The organism is Paenibacillus sp. TAF43_2 (genome assembly GCF_052113545.1).
Classification (GTDB): domain Bacteria; phylum Bacillota; class Bacilli; order Paenibacillales; family Paenibacillaceae; genus Pristimantibacillus.
In genome coordinates this window covers 1-24510 of the sequence record NZ_JBFRDK010000039.1, presented here as the reverse complement: position 1 = coordinate 24510, position 24510 = coordinate 1, and the positions used below count along the sequence as shown (strand labels likewise).

Here is a 24510-nt window from a genome sequence, read left to right as displayed (position 1 = left end):
GGTTCATAACTATAAGGGACTCTTGAAAAAAATTAAGCTTGTGCTTCTTGTTTCTCGCCGACTGCTTTAACTGCAAGCGCGAAGTTGCGCACTGGAGCTTGCAATACGCTGAGGAGCATAGAGAGCAAACCGTCGCGGGACGGAAGTTCCGCAAGAGCTTTAATTTCTTCTTGAGATACGACTTTACCTTCAACAACGCCGCCTTTAAGTTTCAAAGCATCGTTTTTCTTAGCGAAATCGTTCAAAATTTTAGCTGGAGCAACAGCGTCTTCTTTACCGAATGCAATTGCTGTAGGACCTGTAAGAATGTTGTTCAATTCTACATAATCCGTACCTTCAGTTGCGCGACGAACGAGCGAGTTTTTAAGAACTTGGAATTCAATTCCTGCTTCACGAAGTTGTTTCCGAAGTTCAGTTACTTGAGCAACGTTCAATCCACGATAGTCAGCTACTACTGTGCTAGAGCTATTAGCAATTTTTGCCGCGATTACGGCAACTGCCTCTTGTTTCTCTTGGATGATATTTGCGTTAGCCAAACTGTACACCTCCCGTAATAGTATACATTCCGTTAATTACGACGGGCTTTCCACGCCTCGATGCATGAGAAAGGCCTTCGCAGACACTGCGAAGGCCATGATGTCGTTATCGCGCATCAACCCTAAAGGATCGAATGTTGCTTACAAACGTTTTATCATAACACCTCGGTAGGAAATTAAGCCTTAAGGCACCTACTGTCTACGGTATGCGTATTCGAATTTAGTTCCGTTCTTCTTAGCGGTAAGCCGCTGTAGAAACACGAGCGCCAGGGCCCATTGTTGAAGAAACGGCAATGTTTTTCAGGTAAACACCTTTTGACGCAGCCGGTTTAGCACGATTAARTGCATCGATCAATGATTTGAGGTTCTCGTTGAGTTTCTCAGCATCGAAAGATACTTTACCGATTGGCGCATGGATTTGACCTGCTTTATCAAGACGGTATTCAATCTTACCGGCTTTGATTTCTTGAACGGCTTTAGCAACGTCAAACGTTACTGTACCAGCTTTAGGGTTCGGCATCAAGCCTTTACCACCAAGGATACGTCCAAGTTTACCAACTTCAGCCATCATGTCCGGCGTTGCTACGCAAACGTCGAATTCAAACCAGCCTTGTTGGATTTTGTTGATCATGTCTGCATCGCCGACAAAATCAGCACCCGCAGCTTCCGCTTCTTTCACTTTTTCGCCTTTTGCGAAAACGAGAACGCGTTTTGTTTTACCAGTGCCGTGTGGTAGTACAACTACGCCACGAACAGCTTGGTCTTGTTTACGTGGGTCTACACCCAAACGAACTGCTACTTCAACGGACTCGTCGAATTTAGCTGTTGCAGCCTTCTTAACAAGCTCAATCGCTTCTAGAGGCTCGTAAGTTGCTTCGCTATCAAATAGCTTAGCAGCTTCTACATATTTTTTACCTTGTTTAGCCATTGTAATTTCCTCCTCATGTGGTTGTAGCGGAAAATCCTCCTAGGGATGATCCTCCCACTCGCGAAAGCCGAAGCTAACGCAAAGCAAGCTACCTCGCGGTATTAGTCAACAATAGTTACGCCCATGCTGCGAGCAGTACCTTCAACCATACGCATTGCTGATTCTACAGACGCTGCGTTAAGATCCGGCATTTTTTGCTCAGCGATTTCGCGAACTTTGTCACGTTTTACAGTAGCGACCTTTTTCTTGTTCGGTTCGCCTGAACCTTTTTCGATACCAGCTGCGACGCGAAGCAATACTGCTGCCGGCGGCGTTTTTGTTTCGAAAGTGAAAGAACGGTCTTCAAATACTGTAATAACAACCGGAATAATCAAGCCTGCTTGATCTGCGGTACGAGCATTAAACTCTTTACAAAACGCCATGATGTTAACGCCTGCTTGACCAAGTGCTGGACCGATCGGCGGCGCTGGGTTTGCTTTACCTGCAGGAACTTGCAATTTGACCATCTTGATGACCTTTTTTGCCATGCCTGACACACCTCCTAACCCTTTATTCCATGCGTAAATAGCATCCGCCTCCGCAAGGGGGCATTGCTATTTCGCGTCCAAACCTCCACTAGTTTAACCCAGTGGGTTCGGAAACCAGATATTATATCTTTTCCACTTGAGTGTAATCCAGCTCTAGCGGGGTCTCCCTGCCAAACATGTTTACATGAACCTTCAACTTCGCTTTGTCCAGCAAAATTTCTTCTACTGTACCAACAAAATCTGCGAAAGGACCCACTTTGACGCGAACCGTTTCTTTCAAATCGAACTCGATTTTCGGTTTTGGTTCTTCCATGCCCATGTGTTTGAGTATTTGCTCAACCTCATCTGGCAATAGAGGAATCGGTTTTGAACCGGAACCTGTTGATCCTACGAATCCAGTTACACCTGGTGTATTTCGAACAACGTACCATGAATCGTCGGTTTGAACCATTTCCACAAGAACATATCCGGGGTAGACCTTACGTTGGACAGTCTTCTTCTTACCATCCTTCTCTACCACTTCTTCTTCCATAGGAACAAGCACACGGAAAATCTTATCTTCCATGCCCATTGATTCAACACGGCGTTCCAAATTGGCTTTCACCTTGTTCTCATAACCTGAGTAGGTATGCACGACGTACCATCTTTTTTCCATCACAAATCCACCTTTGGACCCTTCTTAAACAATGAGTTCAACCAGAGACGAGATCCCGATGTCAAGAAGCCAGAAGTAAATAGTCACAAGCGTAATCGTGAGCAAAACCACGATCGAATAGCTTGTCAACTCTTTACGGCTTGGCCAGCGAACCTTCTTAAGTTCCGCCCAGCTGTCGGCAAAAAAACTAAACGTTGTACCAAAGCTTTGCTTTAGTTTAGCCAAAAATGCCACGTTCACACCTCCAATTGACTATCTCGTCTCGCGATGAGGAGTCTGCTCGTTACAGAACTTGCAAAACTTCTTCAACTCGATGCGGTCGGGGTGATTGCGTTTGTTCTTGCTGCTCGCATAGTTTCTCTGTTTGCAGTTTGTGCATGCCAACGTGATAATTACCCGCATTGAATTACACCTCCCGAACTGCTACAAAATACGAATCATGAAGCTCTATATGAAAGTTCATTGATTCCAACGCCAAAACGAAATAAAACCTCGATTTTAGGCCTACCTAAACACTTTATCATACAGCAATTTTGATGTCAATGTAAAAGATAAGTGTTAAGCCTGTGAATGATTGGAAACAAAAGCGCCATCGGTCTCGTATCTACCATTATAGTCTACTTTTGTCCATTTAAAACTAAAAGGACCGTATATTCCACCTAGACACCGCCAGATGGAAGACAGTCCTCGTAAAAATGATTTACGTATAAATGCGGCTAGCCGCTAATGTCTCTGACTTCCAAGTATCGTTCGAGCTTGCGTTTCACCCTTTGAAGAGCGTTGTCAATAGATTTCACATGTCTATCCAAATCAACAGCAATTTCCTGATAGGACCTTCCATCCAAATAAAGCATAAGCACCTTGCGTTCAAGGTCGCTTAATATTTCGGACATCTTATCTTCAAGGCCAATGAATTCTTCTTGATTAATAATTAATTCTTCTGGATCAGATACTCGCGTACCACAAATGACATCCAGCAGTGTGCGATCCGAATCTTCATCATAAATGGGCTTATCTAGCGAAACGTAGGAATTTAGCGGAATGTGTTTCTGACGCGTGGCTGTTTTGATTGCGGTAATAATTTGCCTGGTTATACACAATTCAGCAAAGGCTTTGAAGCTTGCTAGCTTGTCCCCTTTAAAATCTCGAATTGCCTTATAAAGACCAATCATACCCTCCTGCACGATATCTTCACGATCCGCACCGATAAGAAAATACGAGCGCGCTTTGGCTCTCACAAAATTCTTATACTTGTTTATCAAATATTCCAACGCTATGCTATCACCATTGCGGACCGCTTCGACGATATCCTCGTCCGTACTGCTGTCATACTCGAGCGTACTCCATTCTTTGAGGTCGATACTCACGAACTATCCCTCCGGCCTGCAAGGCGTACACCGCTAGATTCTTATTCACGCAAACCTATCTGATTGAACTCAAAGTCTGAGCTCAAGCAGCGTTTCACGTCGAAAGATAAGAATGTATACTGAACAAAATCAACACGTTCTTATCGCTAATAATAGAGTCAGTATACATTATGTAACCTTACACCGTCAACCAATCTGAGCCCCGACAACCACAGATATACTGGGAATTTTGTAACTTAGTGGAACGACCCGAGTAAATCATTCTATATCTATTTGAAGATTATCGCTTTTCCAATCTTTTATTTCTCTCCGCGCCGAAGCTTCTCCAGCTGGCTTCGAACCTCTAAACTAATTCTGCCGTCTACTGAATTCCGTTTTCCCGGCTGTTCCTCACGGAGTGTCTGCTCGATATTTTTGCGATTCTGGCCTATATCAATAAGCAATTCCCGTGCCGATACACGAAGCGCACCTTTGCCGAATGYCACATGCTGCTCGACCAAATCCGAAGTGGCTACATATATATTTCTACGTCTGAGGAACAGCTCCGAGCATAAACGCTCGATGCATTCATCAGCTGTTTCCTTCTCTTTTGTGTACACGATAGTCAGCCTGTGGTGCCTGTAAGTAGCGCCTAATCCAGGCACCTGATGCGCATCAAACACGACATACACTTTCATTCCTGTAAAACCTTGATAATCCGCCATTAAATCGAGCAATTTATCCCGCGCTTCTTCCAGATCATGTTCCTTCAGCTTCTCGAGTACCGGCCAAGCGCCAATTATGTTATAACCGTCGACTAATAAAATATCGTCGCGCCGGTTCATAACCTAAATGCTCCGGCGCTGCCGAACGACCTCATACATAAGAACACCAGCTGCAACGGAAGCATTTAGCGAGTTCAACTGACCAAGCATAGGAAGTTTAACGAGAAAATCACATTTCTCCTTAATAAGTCTTCCCATGCCTTTACTCTCGTTGCCTATAACGACAACCAGCGGCATGTCGAATTTCATTTTATAAACATCCTGCTTTGCACTTACATCAGTTCCCGCTACCCATACGCCCGCTTCCTTCAGCCTATCGATCGTTTGCGCCAAGTTAGTAACGCGTGCAACCGGCACATGCTCAGCAGCACCCGCAGATGTTTTAAGCACCGTAGCCGTCAACCCTGCTGCACGACGTTTTGGAATGATAACGCCATGCACGCCTGTACATTCCGCTGTCCGCAATATAGAGCCCAAATTATGAGGATCTTCGATTTCATCCAATAGCAAAATAAATGGAACCTCATCCCGTTGTTTTGCTCGTTCCAGAATGTCCTCAACATCCACATAAGCGAATGCCGCTGCTTGTGCGACAACTCCCTGATGTGTAACTCCAGGGGCTAAGCTGTCGAGTTTCCGCTTGTCGACAAACTGTACGATGATACCGGATTTCTTCGCTTCCGCTACAATGGGCTGCGTCAACGTTTTTTGAGCACCGTCAGCAATCCATATTTTATTAATTTCTCGTCCGGAACGCAGTGCTTCGAGCACAGGATGTTTACCGGCTATCATTTCATCTTGATCTTGAATCGTTTCTTCTGTCATCGGTAACCCTCCTTTATTTTTTCATTTACAAAATAGCTTCATGAGCCTTGTTGATTCTCATGCTTCTTAATTGCAATGGCAAATAGTTCATGTATTCTTTCGATTCGGCCTTCATAATAAAGATAGCCAACCAAGCTCTCCAACGCTGTTGCTAGACGATAATCAGCTAAATCAGCGTTTTTGGGAGGCGCTCCCGATTTTGAATTGCGGCCTCGGCGGACGATGTCCGCCTCCTCCTCGGTTAAATGCGGCTGCCAGAGATCCAACGTTTTCTTTTGTCCTTTGGCAGAAACAAATTTTGTTGCCTCACGGTGAAGGTGATGCGATTTCTGATTCGGCAGTGAAATAAAATATTGTCTTACAAGAAGCTCAAACACAGCATCGCCCATATAAGCGAGAACGACCGGGTTCATTAGCTGCGGCGATTTGGACGGCGGGTAAAAGAGCAAGCGGTTCGTATCGATATGCTCGCTCATTTACGCCGCCAGCGGATACCTTGCGGTGTATCCTCAAGGACGATGTTTTTCTCTATGAGCAAATCACGAATTTCATCCGCTCTAGCCCAGTTTTTGGACTGGCGAGCTTCGGTCCGCTCCACTATAAGCTGTTCGATATCCGCATCCAGCAGTTCAGCGTCCGCTTGTTGCTGCGGCAGCAAGCCAAGTACAGCATCCATACGCTCAAACAATGTAAGCAAAGCATAAATCGCTTCAGCAGAGGCGTCTGCACGATTCAAATATTGATTAGCCTCAGCTACCAAATCAAACACCGTTGTAATCGCGTCAGGGGTGTTGAAATCATCGCTCATTTTGGCATGGAATTGTTCATGAATCACTTTTAGTCTTGCATCCAGCGCTTCGTCGCCAGAAGGGACAAGTCCGTTGCCACTTCCTGCCGCCTCATTTAGCTTGCCTTCAAACGATGAAAGCCTATGCTTTAAATTCGCTGCACTGTTTGCAATCCGCTCGACGCTGTTCTCAGCTTGCGCAACCGTGTCATCACTGAAATTGAGTGGACTGCGGTAGTGTGTAGAGAGCATAAAATAACGAATCGCATGAGGTTTAACCCGCTTCACCAGCTCATGCACCGAAATTCCATTGCCTAGCGATTTGGACATTTTCTCATTATTTATATGAATATAGCCGTTATGCATCCAATAGTTCGCCAGCGGTTTGCCTGTCAGCGCCTCCGATTGCGCAACCTCGCATTCATGATGCGGAAACTGCAAATCATGACCGCCGCCATGGATATCAAGAGTATCCCCAAGGTACGCGCGAGCCATAGCCGAGCATTCGATATGCCAGCCTGGGCGTCCATCGCCGAAAGGACTTTCCCATTTGATTTCGCCCGGCTTAGCGCCTTTCCATAATACAAAATCCTGTTGATTCTCTTTGCGGTCGCCAATCTCTACTCGAATACCGAATTGAAGCTCTTCAATATTTTGATGGGAGAGCTTGCCGTAATCCGCGAATGCAGACGTACGATAATAAACATCTCCATCACTCATATAAGCATAGCCTTTATCTATCAAGCCTTGAATAAACGCAACGATTTGCGGAATATGCTCCGTTACCCTTGGATTAAGTGTCGCCTTATGAACACCCAGCGATTCGATATCTGCATAAAATGCTGCAATAAACGTCTCCGCTACTTCAGGGACTGTCGTACCAAGCTGCTCTGCTTTTCGAATCAGCTTATCATCGACATCTGTAAAGTTAACCACATATTGAACTTCATTACCTACATCCTCCAAATAACGGCGAACAACGTCAAAGAAAATAACCGGACGAGCGTTTCCAATATGAATGTAGTCATAAACGGTTGGTCCGCAAACGTACATTTTCACCTTACCTGGCTCTTGCGATACAAAAGGCTCTTTTAGCCGCGATACTGTATTATAAATGGATACTGTCATTTTCGTATTTCTCCTCCAGCTACAGGATTCCGAAGCTTATCGAGCTCGGATTTTAATTCGTCTATTTCCTTCTGCATTGTACGGAACATTTCGATGACCGGATCGGGCAGCTTCGTATGATCAAGTCGATCGCCTACACGCTCGCCGTTTCTTTTGACCACGCGTCCCGGGTTTCCAACTACCGTACAATTGGCAGGAACCTCTCTGAGTACAACCGCGTTTGATCCTATGTTAGAAAATTCGCCCACTTGAAATGAGCCGAGCACCTTCGCTCCTGAGCCAATAACTACATTATTGCCAATTGTCGGGTGACGCTTCCCTTTTTCTTTACCCGTTCCGCCAAGAGTTACTCCCTGATAAATAACGACATCATCACCAATCTCACAGGTTTCACCAATGACGACACCCATGCCATGATCGATAAACAATCGCTCGCCGATACGAGCACCTGGATGAATTTCGATGCCTGTCATAAAGCGGCTAACCTGGGAGATCAAGCGCGCTGTAGTATACCAACCTCTACGGTATAAGGGATGGGCAATGCGATGCGCCCAAATAGCGTGCACACCTGAATAGGTGAAAATAACCTCGAAGCGACTGCGAGCAGCCGGATCATTCTCAAAAACAGCTAGTATGTCCGATCGAAAATGACGAAACATAAACAATGCCCCTTTTTCCTACGCTCATAAATTTCTAATAAAAGAAAAGCCTCTGCAGCATAATATGCTGCAGAGGCGTGTGATCTCGCGGTTCCACTCTGCTTGAATAAATCGACAGCTATCCTCGCTGAAGTTTATTCACCTTAAGGTCTTTAACGCAGACGATACGTTGCTGCCTACCCTGTCCAGACAAATATATGCCAATATTGCCGATTAAGCGTCGCCGCCATCCTCATCATTGCGCATTACCTGCTGACACAGCTCGGAACAAAGCTCCCAGGTGCATATTTCCGTTTGGCGGACCAGACAACTTGCAGCCCCATTACGTTTCCTCATAGTCACATGGTGATGCGACTCCGACTCGAATGACGGTTGTCCTCTCTGCGAATCCACAAGCAAACGTACTTCTCCTGTTCATGGCCGTTTGATTCATTCATTTATTAGTCATAGTATACCGAATACCCAAAAATGTGACAAGGGCATTATGCATACTCTCATTTACAAGAATTAAGCTAAAGATCCTGCCAAACGCGCACGCAGACGATCAGCAACCTTATCTTTGCCTAGCAAAGCTAGCGATTGATTCAAATCAGGACCATGCGTTTGTCCAGTAAGGGCTGCACGAATCGGCATGAACAGCTGCTTGCCTTTAAATCCAGTTTCCTTCTGTACAGCTTTGATCATCTCTTTGATGCCATCCACTTCAAAGGCTGTTTCTCCCGCTTCGATTTTTGACAGGAAGGCCTGCAAAACAGTTGGCACTTGCTCCTCGGCAAGAACCTCTACCGCTTCGCTTTCATCCTCTACCGTATCACGGAAAAACAGCTCTGTCATTGGAACGATTTCTGAGGCGGAACGCAGTTTGTCCTGATGAAGCGCCACTAGTGCAGTCACCCAGGCTCTGCCTTCTGCATCAAGTTCAGCAGCGACTCGACCCGCATTTTGCAAATGTGGCAGGCAAAGATCAACAACACGGTTCAAGTCCGCTTTTTTCAAATATTCATTGTTCATCCAGCTAAGCTTCTGCGTATCGAATACGGCAGGGCTTTTGCTAAGACGTTCAGGATTAAACACATTAACCAATTCTTCGCGAGTAAACATTTCCTGCTCACCCTCAGGCGACCATCCAAGCAATGTAATAAAGTTAAACATCGCTTCCGGCAAATAACCGAGATCGTCATACTGCGAAATAAACTGAATGATGGATTCATCTCGTTTACTTAGTTTTTTGCGCTGCTCATTCACGATTAGCGTCATATGGCCGAATTTTGGCGCTTCCCAGCCAAAAGCTTCATAAATCATCAACTGGCGCGGCGTATTCGAGATATGGTCTTCTCCACGCAATACGTGACTGATTTTCATCAAATAGTCGTCCAGTACTACAGCGAAGTTATAAGTCGGGATGCCGTCCTTCTTCACAATGACGAAATCGCCCATCTCTGTTGTATCAAAGCTGATTGAGCCTTTTACGATATCGTCAAAAGCATAAGTCCGATTTTCCGGTACACGGAAACGAATACTCGGCACACGTCCTTCCGCTTCGAATGCTTGGCGCTGTTCTTCCGTCAGATTGCGATGGCGTCCGGAATAACGAGGCGTTTCACCGCGCTCCGTTTGCTCTTCCCGCTCCTTCTCAAGCTCTTCTTCCGAGCAGTAGCAGCGATAAGCAAGACCACGATCAAGCAGTTCCTGCCAGTACTTGTTGTATATATCAAGACGCTCAGTCTGACGGTAAGGTCCGTACCCGCCGCCAATATCGATGCTCTCATCCCAATCCATGCCCAGCCATTTCAAGTACTTAAGCTGGCTCTCTTCTCCGCCCTCAACATTGCGCTTTACATCCGTATCTTCGATCCGAATAATAAATTTACCGCCCTGGTTTCTCGCGAACAAATAATTGAATAAGGCCGTTCTTGCATTTCCAATATGTAAATGACCCGTTGGAGATGGGGCATAACGTACACGAACTTCTGCAGTCATATAAATAACCTCCTTAAAGTTTTGCGAAGCATAAACTAACTTCGTAAGCATATACAGGTAAAGTTTTGCGAAGCATATGCTGATTAATGAATACTCCCGATCATAGCACATCCTTGATTAGACAGACAACGGATTGCGCTGCAATTCCTTCACCGCGTCCTGTGAATCCAAGCTGCTCGGTTGTCGTTGCTTTCACATTCACCTGTGTTACATCAGCCTCAAGCGCTTTCGCTATAATTTCAGCCATTTGCGGAATATATGGCAGCATTTTGGGCTTTTGAGCAATAATCGTGGAATCAATGTTCCCAAGCTTATATCCGCGCTCACGCACAAGCTTCCATACTTCCTCCAGCAGCTTTAAGCTGTCTGCATCTTTAAACGCGGCATCTGTATCCGGAAAATGTTTGCCGATATCGCCAAGTCCAAGCGCGCCCAGTATTGCATCCGTTATTGCATGCAACAGAACATCCGCATCAGAATGACCTAGAAGTCCCTTCTCATAAGGAATCGTTACTCCCCCAATAATGCACGGACGGCCTTCTACCAATTGATGCACATCAAATCCATTTCCAACTCGAATCATCCTTGCTCACCTTTCCCCTCTGCCCTATCGGCATGACGCTTCGCAAGCAAAAATTCCGCCYACGGCAAATCTTCAGGCGTCGTAATTTTAATATTCGTATATTCGCCTTCTGCAACAGTAACGCTTGCGCCCATGCGCTCTACAACCATTGCGTCATCTGTTCCAATGAACTCTTCTGCAAGTGCACGCTCATGCGCCTCCTGCAGCAGAACACGTCGAAAAGCTTGCGGCGTTTGTATCGCCCACAAGCTTCGGCGGTCCGGAGTAGAAACGATAACTCCCGCTTCATTGACTTGTTTAATCGTATCCTTTACTGGAACAGCCAGCACAGATGCACCGCTCTGCTCAGCCTGCGAACAGCAAGCGCGGACGGCATTCGCCGATACCAGCGGACGTACACCGTCATGCACCATCACCCAGTTGCTCTTCAGCTCCTGCAGACCTAAGTATACCGAGTGCTGTCGTTCTTTCCCCCCGGCAACAATAGCGGTTACCTTCGTTATGCCATATAGGGAAGCCCAATTGCGGCAACGCTCCACGTCCTCGCTGCCTACGACCAGAACCACTTCATTTACCAAATCCATCGATTGAAACAGCTCTAGCGTATGCACAAGAATAGGCTTGTCCGCCAGCTTCAAATACTGCTTGCTTTCTTTCGTTCCCATCCGCGTGCCTCGTCCGGCTGCTACGATGATAACTCCCCAATCTGCTCCCATGCCTCGACCCGCCTCACACTGAGTTAAAACATAAGTATTTATAAACCTAGCTTCTTATAAATAAACTTACGTTTCTCTGCGAAACGAGCTTGTGCCGTCTTTTGTCGACGTTAGCCGTTTGCGCTATAACAATAGTACTATCATACCTTGTTACTGCGCTTTTTCCAACAGCTTCGGCTTTGCAAATATCATTCGGCCCGCAGAGGTTTGAAGCACGCTCGTTACAAGCACTTCCATYGTTGTCCCGATATATTCACGTCCGCCCTCAACGACGATCATGGTGCCATCATCCAAATATGCGACACCTTGTCCATGCTCTTTGCCGTCTTTTATCACTTGTACGATGATTTCTTCTCCAGGTAGAACAACCGGCTTCACAGCATTAGCCAAATCATTAATATTGAGCACCGACACGCCTTGAAGCTCACATACTTTGTTTAAGTTGAAGTCGTTGGTAACAACTTTACCATGAAGCGCCTTAGCCAGCTTGACCAGCTTGCTGTCTACTTCTCCGATTTCTTCAAAATCTCCTTCATAAATAAGAACCTTTACGTCCAGCTCTTTCTGAATCTTGTTCAAAATATCAAGTCCACGGCGTCCCCTATTGCGCTTCAATAAATCAGATGAATCAGCAATATGCTGCAGCTCCTCAAGCACAAACTCAGGAATGACTAACGTGCCTTCAATAAATCCAGTTTTACAGATGTCTGCAATACGGCCGTCAATAATAACGCTGGTATCGAGTATCTTATGCTCCTCGTAACCACCCGCCTCATTTACAGGCGCGACTCTCCGTTTCTCCAGCAGAGCTGCAAAACCTTCTGCCAGCTCCTCCTGCTTATGCAGGCCAATTCGCATGCCCAAATAACCGAAGCATAACATCATAGCAGCAGGAAGGAGACTTCCTATACCATCTAGACCCGATACTGCGGGATAGATTAGAACAGTAAGCAATAAACCTGCTAGAAGACCGCCAGCTCCAGCAATCAGCTGCTGCATAGGAAGCGCTGCGGTTTGCTCCGCACCCTTCTGCATATAGCGAATGACTTGCCCTGCAACCATCGTTGCTACAACTACACCAAAAACCGCGCCAATTGCTACATTCATGTAATAAGTGCCGGATCGCTGTAGCATTCCGAAGGATGAGCCAGACCATACGGCCGCTCCATTTATCCATCCGTATACTTCACCGCCTGCCATACCACCGAACAACATACCCAATATTTGAATTATTCGTCTAACCATTATGGTTCACCTCCACTATAATTATGTTCCAATAATTGGATCGCTAACCGTGGGGGCACTGATTAATTGAAAACATTTATAATTTTTAATAATTCACATTTTGTAAAAGGGGGATAGGAGGCTTATAATGGATATTAGGAAGAAAACATAAGAGGTTGGTGAAAGAGGTGGAACCGATGAGCGCTCCTACACTGGATCAATTTCAGCAGCAAGTATCCGAATTGTTGCTTCGGCACCGCAGCTTGCTAGATGTTATGTCCAAATTTGGACAGTCAGGCGCTTCGGTAAATCGCGCAGTCACGAAAGCAGTCACAGACTGTGGATGTATTGAACTAAATGCCCGCAAACAACAATACTCGGACGAACTAAATCTTGAAAATGCGAAAACGACGCTGCAAAGTCATCTCACTGGAGCCGTATGCGAGCATTGCCGCGATGCGCTCAAGGCCGATCTTGGCCGCAACTTGTTTTATATGACTGCTTTATGTAATTTGCTGGACATTCAACTGGATGAAGTTATTGCGGATGAATACGACAAATGCTCAACTTTAGGCCTGTTTAACTTAACGTAGATATGCAACATATGAATCGCGCAGGAAAGAGACTATAGCAGACTCTTCCTCCCGAGCGCCGAGTAACACAAGAGGCCTCCCACTTTGGGAGGCCTCTTTTTTAGCGCTAATAGTGCTACTTCTGTTGCATGAATCCAGAAACAATAACATCTAACGGACGTGTAAGTAGAGAATATAAAATAGCAGCTTCCTCTTGGCGGTTCAGAACTTTCTTAGAAGCGTAATTGAAAACACCTTTCTCTGGCTCTTGAACCTCTGGTCCATAGATGCCGAKCTTAACGATCATCTTTACAGCTGGCAGCGCCCATTTATCAGTCTCACCGGAGAGCTTAACCGACTCAAACAACTCTGCTGGATACTGCTGAGAGAAGACGCGCCACATCATAACAGCCGCTTCTTGTCGAGTAATGTTGCGATCCGGCTCAAACAGATTCGTTGTTGTACCTTTGACCAGCCCCAGCTCATACGCTTGCTGAACAAAAGCAGCGGCCGAATGGCCTTCCAAATCCGTAAATACGAGTTCTTCCGTACTGCTTCCTTTTAATCCGCTAATCTCCATCAGATGCTTAACAAATTGTCCCCGAGTGACTGATTGCTCAGCATTAAATTTCTCATCCTCAATATCGGAGTAGTGCCCTAATGTTTTCAGCGTATAGATTGCCTTCTCATAAGGGTGGTCTTTCGCAATATCAGCAAACAAGGTTGGCACTTTATGTTTCATCCCATAGCCGAGCGGATTCAGATACGGCTCCTTAAAGTAAAGCACTTCATCGCCTGACCCTAACGCAAATGCAGTGAATTTACCCGTAAGGCTATCTACAAACAGATTTTTATCTACTTGCTTAAGTGCACGCGGTCCAAGGAAAGCATCTGAAATCATCAAGCTCCCTTTGCCGTCTGCTTCTATTGATGTATTTAGTTGTCCAAGACGTAGGTCAGTATAAATGCCCGTGAATTTATTTAATGAATCACTCGTACTCGGCGTGAATGCGTCGAACTTGGCAGGTTCAGCATACGCCGGGAAAAACGATTTAATAAACGACTGATAGAAGAAATCACGGAGAGGGCCTATTTTGTTGTAAGTAATGAATACTCCCGTCTTTTGTTCCGGAATAAGGAACATAAGCGAGCTTGTGCCCACAATGTCTCCAAACTTGGCAATCACGGAAGAACTGCTTCCCGCACCAGGAAGCTGAATAGGTGCCTCAAATCCATAAGTAGTGTTCGGCAGCAATGAATGAATCGAAGAGCGATACGTTTCCATCTGATCAACGGTTGCTTGCTTAAGAATGCTGACGGATTCTGATGAACCGCCATTCAGGAAAGCAATCATAAACTTGCTTATGTCCTCAGCAGTAGAGAACATTCCCCCTTGCGGCATTACAGTAGGAGTAACTGCGTATAATTCATGTTTGCCGTTCGCAGCGTCGTATTCCGAAACTAGATTTTCTTTAAGTTTTTTATCAAGTAAAAAACGGCTTGAATCCATTTTCAGCGGCTTGAATATATTCTGTTCCATGTAATCGTTAAAAGGTAAACCGCTGACTTTTTGTACGATCAATCCAAGCAGCATCGACGCAAAGTTATCGTACATGTAGGCGCTGCCTGGCTCCCGAACAACAGAGGGCATATGCCCCCGAACATAGTCTTCAATTTCAACTAATTTCTCGAAGTCGCTATGTATATCCTCTGGCTGCGGATCACGTATTTCAAAACCCGTCGTATGCGTAAGTAAATGCTCAATCGTAACCGGCTTGCCGAACGGGTTGTCGAACTTCAAATCCTTCACATACTTGGTGAAATCGTCTTGAAGAGAGATCTTCCCCTGTTCTACAAGCTGCATAACCGCGGCTGCCGTAAAGGTCTTGGACACTGACGCGATGCGAAACACACTCGAAGCAGGGTCAATCGGCTTTTTTGTTTCCAGGTCTGCAAAGCCATATCCTCGCTGCGCTACCGTTTTCCCATCCTTCACAATAACCACAGAAGCTCCTACATATTGCGATTTGATTTGTTCCGTTGCAAAAAAATCGTTTAAAAATGTTGTCGCATTCTCAGCATTTAACGCTTTTGGAGCAGGCGCAGCACTCGGTTCCACGGGAGCCGCATAGACGGCTGGAGCCAGCAGGCTGACTGATAAAGCAGCAGTAACAATCGTTTTGGTCCATAAAGAAGGCTTTTTAATACTAAATAGTCGTTTCAAACCAGCATCTTCTCCATTCGAATTCGTTTTTGACCGCCTATTAAATACGAATTTGGAAGATGATTAGTTTCAAAATTATCCCATAATAGATTGCTAAAAGGGGGCTGTCAGCAAGAAAAAAAATAGCGCCCAAGCACAAAGATCTGTGCTTGAAACGCTATTTTACATTCAATATTTCTGCTTTGATCAAGCCGGTTTTTCCGTTTGAACAGGGTCTTCTGCGTTTTCATCACGTTTCTTCCGCTTGCGGTTTCGCTTGGGCAAACGGCGATCAACGTTTTTTTTTAGGCCGTACAGCGCATATAGAAGCAGCGGTACAAACAAAATTTTGGATAAGTCATTTTTGAACAATAGACCTAATACGACAGATACAACAATAACAATAGGGACAACCCATACTGCGCTCTTAGGAATACCGACCTTTTTGAAATTCGGATATTTAATCGTACTAACCATAAGAATGGAAAGCACCACTGTGCTTGCAAGCAACACGGATACATAAATGTCATTTTGAAATAAAGCTAATGTCGCTAACACTCCGCCAGCCGCCGGTATCGGAAGTCCGATAAAATAACCTGGCGCACTTGATATTACATTGAAACGAGCAAGCCGCAGTGCCCCGCAAATCGGGAACAATGCCGTTACGATCCAAGCCAAGGCTGGATTTAGATCTTGAAAAGCAACTACATACATAATAAATGCTGGAGCTACGCCAAACGAAATCACATCGGATAATGAGTCCAGCTCCTTACCGAATTCACTTTGAACGTTCAGCGCCCGAGCAACGCGTCCGTCAACACCATCAAGCAGCATGGCGATTAACACCATCATAGCCGCAGTATCTGGTTTTTCATTGAATACAAGAATGATGGCGATTACTCCTAGGAATAAGTTCCCCACCGTGAGAAGGCTCGGTATCGATTTTGTGATCATCTTTTCCACCTCTTCTCTACTATGCCCCAAAACCCTTAACGAATGTATCTCCACGTTACAGGACCACATTCAATCCATTGTATGGGATTTAAATTTGCCTGTCAATGAACATCTGCTCTTGTATCCGCTTTAGACCTTCCTTAATCGCACGTGCCCGCACCTCGCCAATGCCTTCAACCTCATCCAATTCTTCAATTGTCGCCATCAGAATATGAGGCAATCGACCGAAGTTTTCAATCAGATTGTTCATAATAATGAGCGGCAATCTTGGAATTTTATTCAGCAGGCGGTAACCGCGCGGTGACACAGATTCATCATTCATGTTGCTCGTATGTGGATAACCGATCAAACGGATGATTGGAGGCGCATCAAGCAGCTCATCCGAGCTCAGCTTCTTCAGACCTGCCCGAATTTCCCGTATTTTCTCATCCGAATTTTCTTTGGCATAATCCTTAAGTAAGTACCAAGCATCCTCTTCTACTCCGCCAACGAGCTCATCCATTTGCATGCTGATGAGCCGCCCTTCCGTTCCAAGCTCATTTACATAACGCTTGATCTCCATCTTGATGCGCAGCACCATTTCAACACGTTGAATAACATGCGCTACTTCCTGCAGAGTAACGAGCTCTTCGAATTCAAGCGCTGAAAGATTCGTAAAGGATTGGCTAAGCACCGCTTTATATTTCTCGAGCGTTTGAATCGCTTGGTTGGCCTTCGTCAAAATAACGCCCATGTCCTTCAGCGAATAACGCAGATTGCCTTGATACAAAGTAATAATATTACGACGCTGCGAGATGGATACAACAAGCTTGCCTGTCTGCTTTGCAACCCGCTCAGCTGTACGATGCCGAATTCCCGTTTCGATCGACGGAATGGAGCTATTTGGGATAAGCTGCGTATTCGCATACAAAATTCGGCGCATATCCTCGCTCAAAATAATAGCTCCGTCCATTTTTGCAAGCTCATACAAATAGTTAGGCGAGAAGTCGCAATTAATGGAGAAACCTCCGTCTACGACTTCCATTACTTCCGGGCTGTAGCCAACAACCAGCAACGCCCCCGTTTTCGCCCGAAGCACATTTTCAAGCCCATCCCGAAAAGGGGTGCCTGGTGCGACTAATTGCAATAATTGATTCATAATTTCAAGCTGTGTAGGTTCCTTCATCATCTGCCCCCCTATCCAAGCGCTGCCTTAAGTGCTTCCGACACTGTAGATACGCCAATAATTTCTATGCCTGCGGGCGGTTTCCACCCTTTTAAACTTTTCTCTGGCATTATGACACGTTTAAAACCTAGTTTCTCTGCTTCCTTCACCCTTTGCTCAGCACGCGATACCGCACGCACTTCTCCCGTCAATCCTACCTCGCCAAAAATAACGTCATACGGCTTCGTTGGCGCATCGCGAAAACTGGAGGCTATGCTGACCGCCGCTGCTAGATCGACTGCCGGCTCGTCAAGCTTAACTCCGCCAGCTACGTTCAAGTAAGCATCCTGTGTTTGTAGAAACATGCCGTTCCGCTTCTCCAACACCGCAATAATGAGTGCCATACGGTTATGGTCGATACCCGTTGACATTCTGCGCGGGGATGGAAAATTAGTTGTGGCCACAAGTGCCTGAAGCTCAACAAGCACAGGCCTTGTGCCTTCCATGCTTGCAACTACGGTTGACCCTGATACACCAAGCGGACGCTCCGATAAAAACAGCTCAGAAGGATTCGAAACCTCTCGCAGTCCATCTTCGCCCATCTCGAAAATGCCAATCTCGTTCGTCGAGCCAAAGCGGTTTTTGACTGCCCTTAAAATTCTGTACGTATGATGGCGCTCCCCTTCAAAATAAAGAACACAATCCACCATATGCTCTAGAAGCCTTGGCCCCGCAATCGCGCCTTCCTTCGTAACATGGCCGACGAGCACCGTCGCAATTCCTTTAATTTTGGCCACTCGCATAAAGTGCGCCGTGCATTCTCTTACCTGCGATACACTCCCGGGAGCCGATTGAACATTTGGATCGTAGACGGTTTGAATGGAGTCAATAACGAGAAAATCCGGCTGGACTGATTCTATGGCATCGTTAATTTGCTCCATATTGGTTTCGCATAATACATAAAGCGATTCCGTCAGCGCACCAAGTCGATCTGCCCTTAGCCTTGTTTGCCGCACGGACTCCTCCCCAGAAATATAGAGCACCTTCAATCCCTTCACCGCAAGCGCATGAGACGTTTGCAGCAACAGCGTTGATTTTCCGATTCCGGGATCTCCGCCAACAAGAATTAGCGAGCCTGGAACAACACCTCCGCCGAGCACTCGATTAAGCTCAAGCATCCTTGTTTCTATACGAGGCTCTTGCCCACTTTCTATATGTATGATGGACTGCGGCTTTTCTTTCGCATGAAACGACGACAATCCGACGCCCTTCGTTTTCACAACGGTTTCTTTCTCTTCCACCATCGAATTCCAAGCGTGGCAGCCGGGACATTTCCCCAGCCATTTTGGCGATTCTGTTCCACATTCCGTACAAACAAATTTTGATTTAATTTTGGCCATTCTGTACTCCTTAAACGTTATGAACCAGCGTAAATGAATGATGCCAGCCCTAGCGATTGTGCTTAAAATCACACTACATAAAGTTTACCATTTTATCCTCCATGTATAAACCCACATTGTTAATGAAAAAAAGGAGATAACCTGCTTATTATTCGTTTCCCACAGCTAAGCTTATCCATTTCACGTCTTTTCATTGTTATCCACAGAATTATGAACAAGTTATCAACATTATCCACAACTCATCAACATATCCCCAAAGCCTTTTTCTATAAATACAACATAAAAAACGCCCTCGTTATCCACAGTGGATAAGAGAGCGAAAGATTAGTCACAACGCAGCATATTTATTAGAGCTCCAAATGATAAATAAATAGAATTAATGCTGCTTAAGCTCAATTCCAGCTTGCCGAGCAACCAAAACGCGATGCGTTGTCAATTGTGAGCCGAGCATCACACTTTCCGTTTGCTGACCTGCCTCGCCCTGTTGTCCCCCGCCTCTATGAGCGTGCGCTTGCCGAAAAGAATCACTGTTCACCCAGCCCTCAAAGGAAGCTTTGGTTTCCCAAGTCGTGCTTACTTTAAGCTCATCATATTCTTCTAAGCCTTCCGTTAACAACACTTCCATGCGCACAAAACCAGGCGATAAATCTATGCCTTTGGAGTTTTGAAATCTACTCGCCACCGTCTCCCCGTGGCCTTTTTTTACTTTTATCGTATTGGTGACAACTATCATCGTTGTTCCTCCATTCTATGTAACGCTATAGTCTTATTATACGATAATGATTATCATTGTCAATTTATTGCATTAATAAAAACTGTCCCGCAAGCAGCTATTCTGATTGCGGGACAGTTTACTATCATGCTTATTTTGTAGTGGATTCTTCTGGCTCTTGTTCGGAAATCGATTTGGTAACGGTTAGACCGCCATCCTTCTCATCGATTGTGAACGTATCGCCTTTTTGGATTTTACCCATCAACAAATCTTCGGACAAACGGTCTTCGATATGTTTTTGGATTGCCCGGCGAAGCGGACGAGCTCCATATTGCGGATCGTAGCCTTCCTTCGCAAGGAAGCTTTTTGCTGCATCCGTCAAGATGAAGTCAACCTCCTGCTCACGCAGACGCTTGCGAAGCTCATCCGACATGAGTGTTACGATTTGAGCAATATGCTCCTCGCCAAGCGAATGGAACACGATGCTTTCATCGATACGGTTCAAGAACTCCGGACGGAAGCTTTTCTTAAGCTCGCCAAGCACTTTATCCTTCATTTGCTGGAAGTCGCGTCCCGCATCCTGTACGGCTGTGAAGCCGAGCGAGGAATTACGCTTGATTTGATCCGCTCCAACGTTAGAAGTCATAATAATCAGTGTGTTGCGGAAATCGACAACGCGGCCTTTGGAATCAGTCAATCGACCATCCTCCAGCACCTGAAGCAATATGTTAAATACTTCAGGGTGAGCTTTCTCAATTTCATCTAATAACACAACGGAATATGGCTTGCGGCGAACTTTCTCGGTTAACTGTCCGCCTTCTTCATAACCTACATAACCAGGAGGCGCTCCGACTAGACGGGATGTCGAATGTTTCTCCATATATTCCGACATGTCGATACGGATAACCGCATTTTCATCTCCGAACATCGCTTCTGCAAGTGCTCTGGCGAGCTCCGTTTTACCAACGCCCGTTGGACCTAAGAAAATGAATGAGCCAATTGGACGCTTCGGATCTTTCAAGCCGGCACGCGCACGACGAATCGCTCTGGATACCGACTTCACGGCATCATCTTGACCAATGATGCGATCATGAAGAATATCTTCCATTTTCAGAAGTCGTTCCGTCTCTTCTTCAGCCAGCTTGCTAACAGGAATACCTGTCCAGCTAGCTACAACCTGAGCAATATCCTCTGGTGTCACTTCAGAATCAGTACGGCCTTGTTTTTCTTTCCACTGGTTTTTGGTAATATCAAGCTCTTCGCGAATTTTTTGCTCCGTATCGCGAAGTGCTGCTGCTTTCTCGAATTCTTGGCTTTGAACCGCTGCATCCTTCTCCTTGCGGATATCTTCCAAACGGTTTTCAAGCTGCTTCAAGTTTGGCGGTACAGTGTAAGAATGCAAGCGTACCTTTGAACCGGCTTCATCAATAAGGTCAATCGCTTTATCTGGCAAGAACCGATCCGGAATGTAACGATCCGATAATTTAACTGCTTGCACGATAGCTTCATCCGTAATTTTCACACGGTGATGAGCTTCATAACGATCGCGTAAGCCGTACAAAATTTGAATCGCTTCTTCTGGAGATGGCTGATCAACCGTTATAGGTTGGAAACGACGCTCAAGCGCTGCATCTTTTTCAATATATTTACGGTATTCATCTAGGGTAGTTGCACCGATACATTGCAGTTCACCGCGTGCTAATGCAGGTTTCAAAATATTAGATGCATCGATTGCACCCTCTGCTCCGCCTGCGCCAATCAACGTATGAAGCTCATCGATGAATAGAATAATATTGCCCGCTTGGCGGATCTCATCCATGATTTTCTTCAGTCTATCTTCAAACTCACCACGATACTTTGTACCTGCTACTACGGAGCCCATATCCAGCGTCATGACACGCTTATCACGCAAAGTTTCGGGAATTTCATTCTCGATAATCTTCTGCGCGAGTCCTTCGGCAATTGCTGTTTTACCGACGCCTGGTTCCCCGATTAGTACTGGATTGTTCTTCGTACGGCGGCTAAGCACTTGAATTACACGCTCAATTTCTTTGCTCCGGCCGATCACAGGATCCAGATTTCCTTCCTTCGCATAAGCAGTTAAATCTCTTGCAAGTCCATCGAGCGTAGGCGTGCTAACATTCGCTGGCGAACCGTGATTGCTTGAGACTGCTTCACTGCTGCCAAGAAGCTGAAGGACTTGTTGACGAGCCTTATTTAGGCTAATGCCAAGATTGTTGAGCACACGTGCCGCAACGCCTTCTCCTTCACGGATGAGACCAAGCAAAATATGCTCTGTGCCAACGTACGTATGTCCAAGCTTTCTTGCTTCATCCATCGAAAGCTCAATTACTTTTTTCGCGCGTGGCGTATAGGCAATGTTGTTGGGCTGCTCTTGACCGCGACCGATCAACGCCTCAACTTCATCTTGGATCTTCTCAAGCCCAAGTCCTAGTCCAATCAATGCTTTAGCCGCTATTCCTTCCCCTTCGCGTATAAGGCCTAGCAAAATATGCTCCGTACCAATATTGTTATGTCCGAGACGAACCGCTTCTTCTTGCGCCAATGCAAGCACCTTCTGTGCTCGCTCCGTGAATCTTCCAAACATCATATTTACGCACCCCCATGGCCTTTTTCACCACGCAATTGCTTGCGTATGAGTTCTGCTCTCCTGAAATCTCTCTGCTCTGGACTCATCTTCTCGTCGAAGGTTTGTTGTAAAAATCCAGGCTGAGTCATGACCAAAAGTTCATTCAACACTTGTGGCGTTACATCTGATAAAATGCCAAGGTCTGCACCAAGCCGCACATCTGACAACCGCTGCGCAGCTTCCTTGGAATCCATAATTGAAGCATATGCTAAAATACCGTATGAGCGCTTCACGCGATCCTCTGTCCTCAGCCGCGACTCATGCATAAGACGTCCCCGTGCCGCTTTCTCATGCTCGATGATTTGCCTTGCAACACCATAAAGATTTTCAATAATTTCATTCTCGGATTGCCCCAGCGTAATTTGGTTAGACACCTGAAATAAATTCCCAAGCGCTTCACTGCCTTCGCCGTACAAGCCTCTTACCGCCAAGCCTACCTGTGTAACAGCTGACAATATCCGATTGATTTGAGACGTTAAAACGAGTGCCGGCAAATGCATCATGACGGATGCCCTTATGCCTGTGCCCACATTCGTTGGACATGTCGTCAAATAACCGCGTTTCTCATCAAATGCATAATCAGCCGACTCTTCAAAAATATCGTCAATTCCGCTGGCCAATGCCCATGCCTCCTGGATTTGGAAACCTGGATACAGACATTGAATGCGCAAATGATCTTCTTCGTTAATCATTATGCTAACTGATTCATTATCGCTTAAAATAACGGCCCCGCATCGCGATTCGTTCGCTAAATTGGGACTGATTAAATGCTTTTCAACAAGCACCCTTTTATCAAGCTCGCTTAAATCTGACAAAATAATGGTCTCAAATGATCCAATTGACTGCAGCTTGCCGCTCTGGCTAACTTCAGTCAGCTGATCCATGACATCCTTAGATTGCTGATTTGTTGCAAGTAATGGAAAAGGCTGATGACGTAAATTTCGGGCTACTCGCACTCTGCTGCTAATGACAATTTCAGATTCAGGACCTGCGTCCTTCATCCATTCGCTGAGTGCATGCTGTGAGAATCGATGCTTAGTCAAGAGGTTCCTTCACTCCTTCTATGCCAGCCTACAGGTCTGCCATTTTGCGCTCTAATTCACGTATTCGATCACGCAGCTCAGCCGCGCTTTCAAATTCCTCTTGATCAATCTTCTCCTGCAGATCCCGCCTCAGCTGTTCAATCTCGCGCTTGCATTGGATTTGCCCGCCTGAGCGCTTAGGTATTTTACCGCTGTGTACGGTGCTGCTGTGAATACGTTTGAGAAGTGGATCAAGCTTACCTTCGAACGACTGATAACAAGAGCTGCAGCCGAATCGACCGATTTTGCTAAACTGTGTATAGGTCAGTCCACATTCCTCGCAGCGCAGCGCTGGTTGCTTGATGCCGGTAATCGTCGACCCGCCAAGCTGTTCGAAATCAAGAAGCCCCGATAGTAAGCTATGAATAGAAAAGCTATTCGGCGCGCCTGGAATGCCTTCGCCCTTCTCACGAGCACAGCTTTCACAAATATGAAATTCGGTCTTCTCGCCATTAATGATTTTTGTGAAATGAAGCGTAGCCGGTTTTTTACCGCAATCTTGGCAAAACAAGCCTGATCCCTCCTCCCGGTATAAACGGTTTGTCATTATTTGACCAACAATGAGATAAGCATGGACCTTAACAACCTTGCCCGAATTTCATCCCTTAGCGGCAGCTTCAATGCAATGGTATCGCGATGCACAGCCGCACGGAGCAGATTTCCCTCGCGCTTAGTGATAAGTCTTGCTTCCTCAAGCTGATAAATAAGCCCTTCCGCTGCACCTTGATCGACACATTCTCCAACCGTTTCTTCGATATGGAATTGAATCGCCTTTAATGCAGGAAGCTCAATCCGTTGTATTCGGATATAGCCTCCGCCGCCGCGCTTACTTTCAACCATGTATCCTTTCTCCATGGTAAATCGAGTACTAATTACATAGTTGATTTGCGACGGTACACAAGAAAATTTGTCAGCCAGGTCATTGCGTTGAATTTCTACTGCGCCCTCTGGACTTTCTTGAAGCATAAGCTTCAAGTACTGTTCGATGAGATCGGAAATGTTACGCAAACCACCAACCTCCCTGAGAAATAACCAATAAAACTAAAGTTGAAACATAGGTATTAATGAGGTCTTGCAATCAAATCAGAATATACACCGAATATTCGGACAACTG

The 24510-nt window shown here is 45.8% G+C and carries 26 protein-coding genes and 1 other annotated feature; of the genes, 1 reads left to right on the top strand and 25 read right to left on the bottom strand.

Annotation, left to right across the window (positions count from 1 at the left end; translation table 11 throughout):
- Positions 1–32 precede the first annotated feature (32 nt).
- From rplJ to AB4Z17_RS11100, 16 genes are all read right to left on the bottom strand, one after another.
- On the bottom strand, positions 33–536 hold the full coding sequence (gene rplJ / locus AB4Z17_RS11175; RefSeq protein WP_054025338.1) for a 50S ribosomal protein L10: 504 nt from the start codon (positions 534–536) through the stop codon (positions 33–35).
- Between the two features lie 57 nt (positions 537–593).
- Positions 594–759: a sequence feature (ribosomal protein L10 leader region), on the bottom strand.
- A 12-nt stretch (positions 760–771) separates the two neighbouring features.
- The gene (gene rplA / locus AB4Z17_RS11170; protein ID WP_441959789.1) at positions 772–1464 is read right to left on the bottom strand and encodes a 50S ribosomal protein L1; all 693 of its coding nucleotides are present in this window, start codon (positions 1462–1464) and stop codon (positions 772–774) included.
- A gap of 101 nt (positions 1465–1565) precedes the next feature.
- Entirely contained in the window at positions 1566–1991 is a 426-nt protein-coding gene (gene rplK / locus AB4Z17_RS11165) for a 50S ribosomal protein L11 (RefSeq protein WP_054025340.1), read from the bottom strand.
- A 121-nt stretch (positions 1992–2112) separates the two neighbouring features.
- On the bottom strand, positions 2113–2646 hold the full coding sequence (gene nusG, locus AB4Z17_RS11160; RefSeq protein ID WP_054025341.1) for a transcription termination/antitermination protein NusG: 534 nt from the start codon (positions 2644–2646) through the stop codon (positions 2113–2115).
- 24 nt (positions 2647–2670) lie between these two features.
- Complete coding sequence (gene secE, locus AB4Z17_RS11155; protein WP_053373883.1) at positions 2671–2880, bottom strand: preprotein translocase subunit SecE; 210 nt, start codon at positions 2878–2880, stop codon at positions 2671–2673.
- 18 nt (positions 2881–2898) lie between these two features.
- Positions 2899–3048, bottom strand: a complete 150-nt coding sequence (gene rpmG, locus AB4Z17_RS11150) for a 50S ribosomal protein L33 (RefSeq protein ID WP_015847242.1) — start codon at positions 3046–3048, stop codon at positions 2899–2901.
- Positions 3049–3362: 314 nt separating this feature from the next.
- Positions 3363–4013, bottom strand: a complete 651-nt coding sequence (sigH, locus tag AB4Z17_RS11145; protein WP_053373882.1) for an RNA polymerase sporulation sigma factor SigH — start codon at positions 4011–4013, stop codon at positions 3363–3365.
- A 299-nt stretch (positions 4014–4312) separates the two neighbouring features.
- A complete protein-coding gene (locus AB4Z17_RS11140) occupies positions 4313–4837 on the bottom strand; it encodes an NYN domain-containing protein (RefSeq protein ID WP_441959787.1) in 525 nt (174 codons plus the stop codon).
- A gap of 3 nt (positions 4838–4840) precedes the next feature.
- A complete protein-coding gene (rlmB, locus tag AB4Z17_RS11135; RefSeq protein ID WP_076271442.1) occupies positions 4841–5602 on the bottom strand; it encodes a 23S rRNA (guanosine(2251)-2'-O)-methyltransferase RlmB in 762 nt (253 codons plus the stop codon).
- A 38-nt stretch (positions 5603–5640) separates the two neighbouring features.
- On the bottom strand, positions 5641–6078 hold the full coding sequence (locus tag AB4Z17_RS11130; RefSeq protein ID WP_441912731.1) for a Mini-ribonuclease 3: 438 nt from the start codon (positions 6076–6078) through the stop codon (positions 5641–5643).
- The gene (gene cysS / locus AB4Z17_RS11125) at positions 6075–7517 is read right to left on the bottom strand and encodes a cysteine--tRNA ligase (RefSeq protein ID WP_441885595.1); all 1443 of its coding nucleotides are present in this window, start codon (positions 7515–7517) and stop codon (positions 6075–6077) included. The genes AB4Z17_RS11130 and cysS overlap by 4 nt, the downstream gene beginning before the upstream one ends.
- Positions 7514–8176 (bottom strand): serine O-acetyltransferase, encoded by a 663-nt coding sequence (gene cysE, locus AB4Z17_RS11120; RefSeq protein ID WP_076271445.1) that lies wholly within the window; start codon positions 8174–8176, stop codon positions 7514–7516. The genes cysS and cysE overlap by 4 nt, the downstream gene beginning before the upstream one ends.
- Before the next feature lie 507 nt (positions 8177–8683).
- On the bottom strand, positions 8684–10156 hold the full coding sequence (gene gltX / locus AB4Z17_RS11115; RefSeq protein ID WP_076271447.1) for a glutamate--tRNA ligase: 1473 nt from the start codon (positions 10154–10156) through the stop codon (positions 8684–8686).
- Between the two features lie 100 nt (positions 10157–10256).
- Positions 10257–10739 carry a 2-C-methyl-D-erythritol 2,4-cyclodiphosphate synthase gene (gene ispF / locus AB4Z17_RS11110; protein ID WP_441912730.1) on the bottom strand — a complete coding sequence of 161 codons (483 nt, stop codon included), beginning with the start codon at positions 10737–10739 and terminating at the stop codon, positions 10257–10259.
- The gene (gene ispD / locus AB4Z17_RS11105; protein ID WP_441959785.1) at positions 10736–11455 is read right to left on the bottom strand and encodes a 2-C-methyl-D-erythritol 4-phosphate cytidylyltransferase; all 720 of its coding nucleotides are present in this window, start codon (positions 11453–11455) and stop codon (positions 10736–10738) included. Before ispD ends, ispF begins: the two co-directional genes overlap by 4 nt.
- A gap of 150 nt (positions 11456–11605) precedes the next feature.
- Complete coding sequence (locus AB4Z17_RS11100; protein WP_441912728.1) at positions 11606–12700, bottom strand: PIN/TRAM domain-containing protein; 1095 nt, start codon at positions 12698–12700, stop codon at positions 11606–11608.
- A 176-nt stretch (positions 12701–12876) separates the two neighbouring features.
- On the opposite strand from AB4Z17_RS11100, the gene AB4Z17_RS11095 reads away from it, so the two are divergent.
- Positions 12877–13272 carry a hypothetical protein gene (locus tag AB4Z17_RS11095; protein ID WP_054025352.1) on the top strand — a complete coding sequence of 132 codons (396 nt, stop codon included), beginning with the start codon at positions 12877–12879 and terminating at the stop codon, positions 13270–13272.
- Positions 13273–13387: 115 nt separating this feature from the next.
- On the opposite strand, the gene AB4Z17_RS11090 is transcribed toward AB4Z17_RS11095, so the two are convergent.
- The 9 genes from AB4Z17_RS11090 to AB4Z17_RS11050 form a co-directional block, all read right to left on the bottom strand.
- The gene (locus tag AB4Z17_RS11090; RefSeq protein ID WP_441959783.1) at positions 13388–15475 is read right to left on the bottom strand and encodes a serine hydrolase; all 2088 of its coding nucleotides are present in this window, start codon (positions 15473–15475) and stop codon (positions 13388–13390) included.
- Positions 15476–15661: 186 nt separating this feature from the next.
- Positions 15662–16408, bottom strand: coding sequence for a CDP-diacylglycerol--serine O-phosphatidyltransferase (gene pssA, locus AB4Z17_RS11085; RefSeq protein WP_076271452.1), 747 nt, complete (start codon positions 16406–16408; stop codon positions 15662–15664).
- Positions 16409–16496: 88 nt separating this feature from the next.
- Entirely contained in the window at positions 16497–17573 is a 1077-nt protein-coding gene (gene disA / locus AB4Z17_RS11080) for a DNA integrity scanning diadenylate cyclase DisA (RefSeq protein WP_076271453.1), read from the bottom strand.
- A gap of 11 nt (positions 17574–17584) precedes the next feature.
- Positions 17585–18952 carry a DNA repair protein RadA gene (gene radA / locus AB4Z17_RS11075; protein WP_076271454.1) on the bottom strand — a complete coding sequence of 456 codons (1368 nt, stop codon included), beginning with the start codon at positions 18950–18952 and terminating at the stop codon, positions 17585–17587.
- Between the two features lie 376 nt (positions 18953–19328).
- Positions 19329–19685: an antibiotic biosynthesis monooxygenase gene (locus AB4Z17_RS11070; protein ID WP_076271455.1), complete on the bottom strand. Its 357-nt coding sequence runs from the start codon at positions 19683–19685 to the stop codon at positions 19329–19331.
- A 130-nt stretch (positions 19686–19815) separates the two neighbouring features.
- On the bottom strand, positions 19816–22275 hold the full coding sequence (clpC, locus tag AB4Z17_RS11065) for an ATP-dependent protease ATP-binding subunit ClpC (protein WP_339205304.1): 2460 nt from the start codon (positions 22273–22275) through the stop codon (positions 19816–19818).
- 2 nt (positions 22276–22277) lie between these two features.
- Entirely contained in the window at positions 22278–23357 is a 1080-nt protein-coding gene (locus AB4Z17_RS11060; RefSeq protein ID WP_441912726.1) for a protein arginine kinase, read from the bottom strand.
- A 28-nt stretch (positions 23358–23385) separates the two neighbouring features.
- The gene (locus AB4Z17_RS11055; RefSeq protein ID WP_076271458.1) at positions 23386–23907 is read right to left on the bottom strand and encodes a UvrB/UvrC motif-containing protein; all 522 of its coding nucleotides are present in this window, start codon (positions 23905–23907) and stop codon (positions 23386–23388) included.
- A 35-nt stretch (positions 23908–23942) separates the two neighbouring features.
- Positions 23943–24404, bottom strand: a complete 462-nt coding sequence (locus AB4Z17_RS11050) for a CtsR family transcriptional regulator (RefSeq protein WP_339205306.1) — start codon at positions 24402–24404, stop codon at positions 23943–23945.
- Positions 24405–24510: the final 106 nt, after the last annotated feature.

Coding starts and splice junctions, on each gene's coding strand:
- nusG (WP_054025341.1), bottom strand. CDS start 2,646: ATGGAAAAAAGATGGTACGTCGTGCATACCTACTCAGGTTATGAGAAC.
- AB4Z17_RS11130 (WP_441912731.1), bottom strand. CDS start 6,078: ATGAGCGAGCATATCGATACGAACCGCTTGCTCTTTTACCCGCCGTCC.
- gltX (WP_076271447.1), bottom strand. CDS start 10,156: ATGACTGCAGAAGTTCGTGTACGTTATGCCCCATCTCCAACGGGTCAT.
- rlmB (WP_076271442.1), bottom strand. CDS start 5,602: ATGACAGAAGAAACGATTCAAGATCAAGATGAAATGATAGCCGGTAAA.
- ispF (WP_441912730.1), bottom strand. CDS start 10,739: ATGATTCGAGTTGGAAATGGATTTGATGTGCATCAATTGGTAGAAGGC.
- disA (WP_076271453.1), bottom strand. CDS start 17,573: ATGAAGGAACCTACACAGCTTGAAATTATGAATCAATTATTGCAATTA.
- clpC (WP_339205304.1), bottom strand. CDS start 22,275: ATGATGTTTGGAAGATTCACGGAGCGAGCACAGAAGGTGCTTGCATTG.
- cysS (WP_441885595.1), bottom strand. CDS start 7,517: ATGACAGTATCCATTTATAATACAGTATCGCGGCTAAAAGAGCCTTTT.
- rpmG (WP_015847242.1), bottom strand. CDS start 3,048: ATGCGGGTAATTATCACGTTGGCATGCACAAACTGCAAACAGAGAAAC.
- pssA (WP_076271452.1), bottom strand. CDS start 16,408: ATGATCACAAAATCGATACCGAGCCTTCTCACGGTGGGGAACTTATTC.
- rplK (WP_054025340.1), bottom strand. CDS start 1,991: ATGGCAAAAAAGGTCATCAAGATGGTCAAATTGCAAGTTCCTGCAGGT.
- radA (WP_076271454.1), bottom strand. CDS start 18,952: ATGGCCAAAATTAAATCAAAATTTGTTTGTACGGAATGTGGAACAGAA.
- AB4Z17_RS11095 (WP_054025352.1), top strand. CDS start 12,877: ATGAGCGCTCCTACACTGGATCAATTTCAGCAGCAAGTATCCGAATTG.
- cysE (WP_076271445.1), bottom strand. CDS start 8,176: ATGTTTCGTCATTTTCGATCGGACATACTAGCTGTTTTTGAGAATGAT.
- AB4Z17_RS11070 (WP_076271455.1), bottom strand. CDS start 19,685: ATGATAGTTGTCACCAATACGATAAAAGTAAAAAAAGGCCACGGGGAG.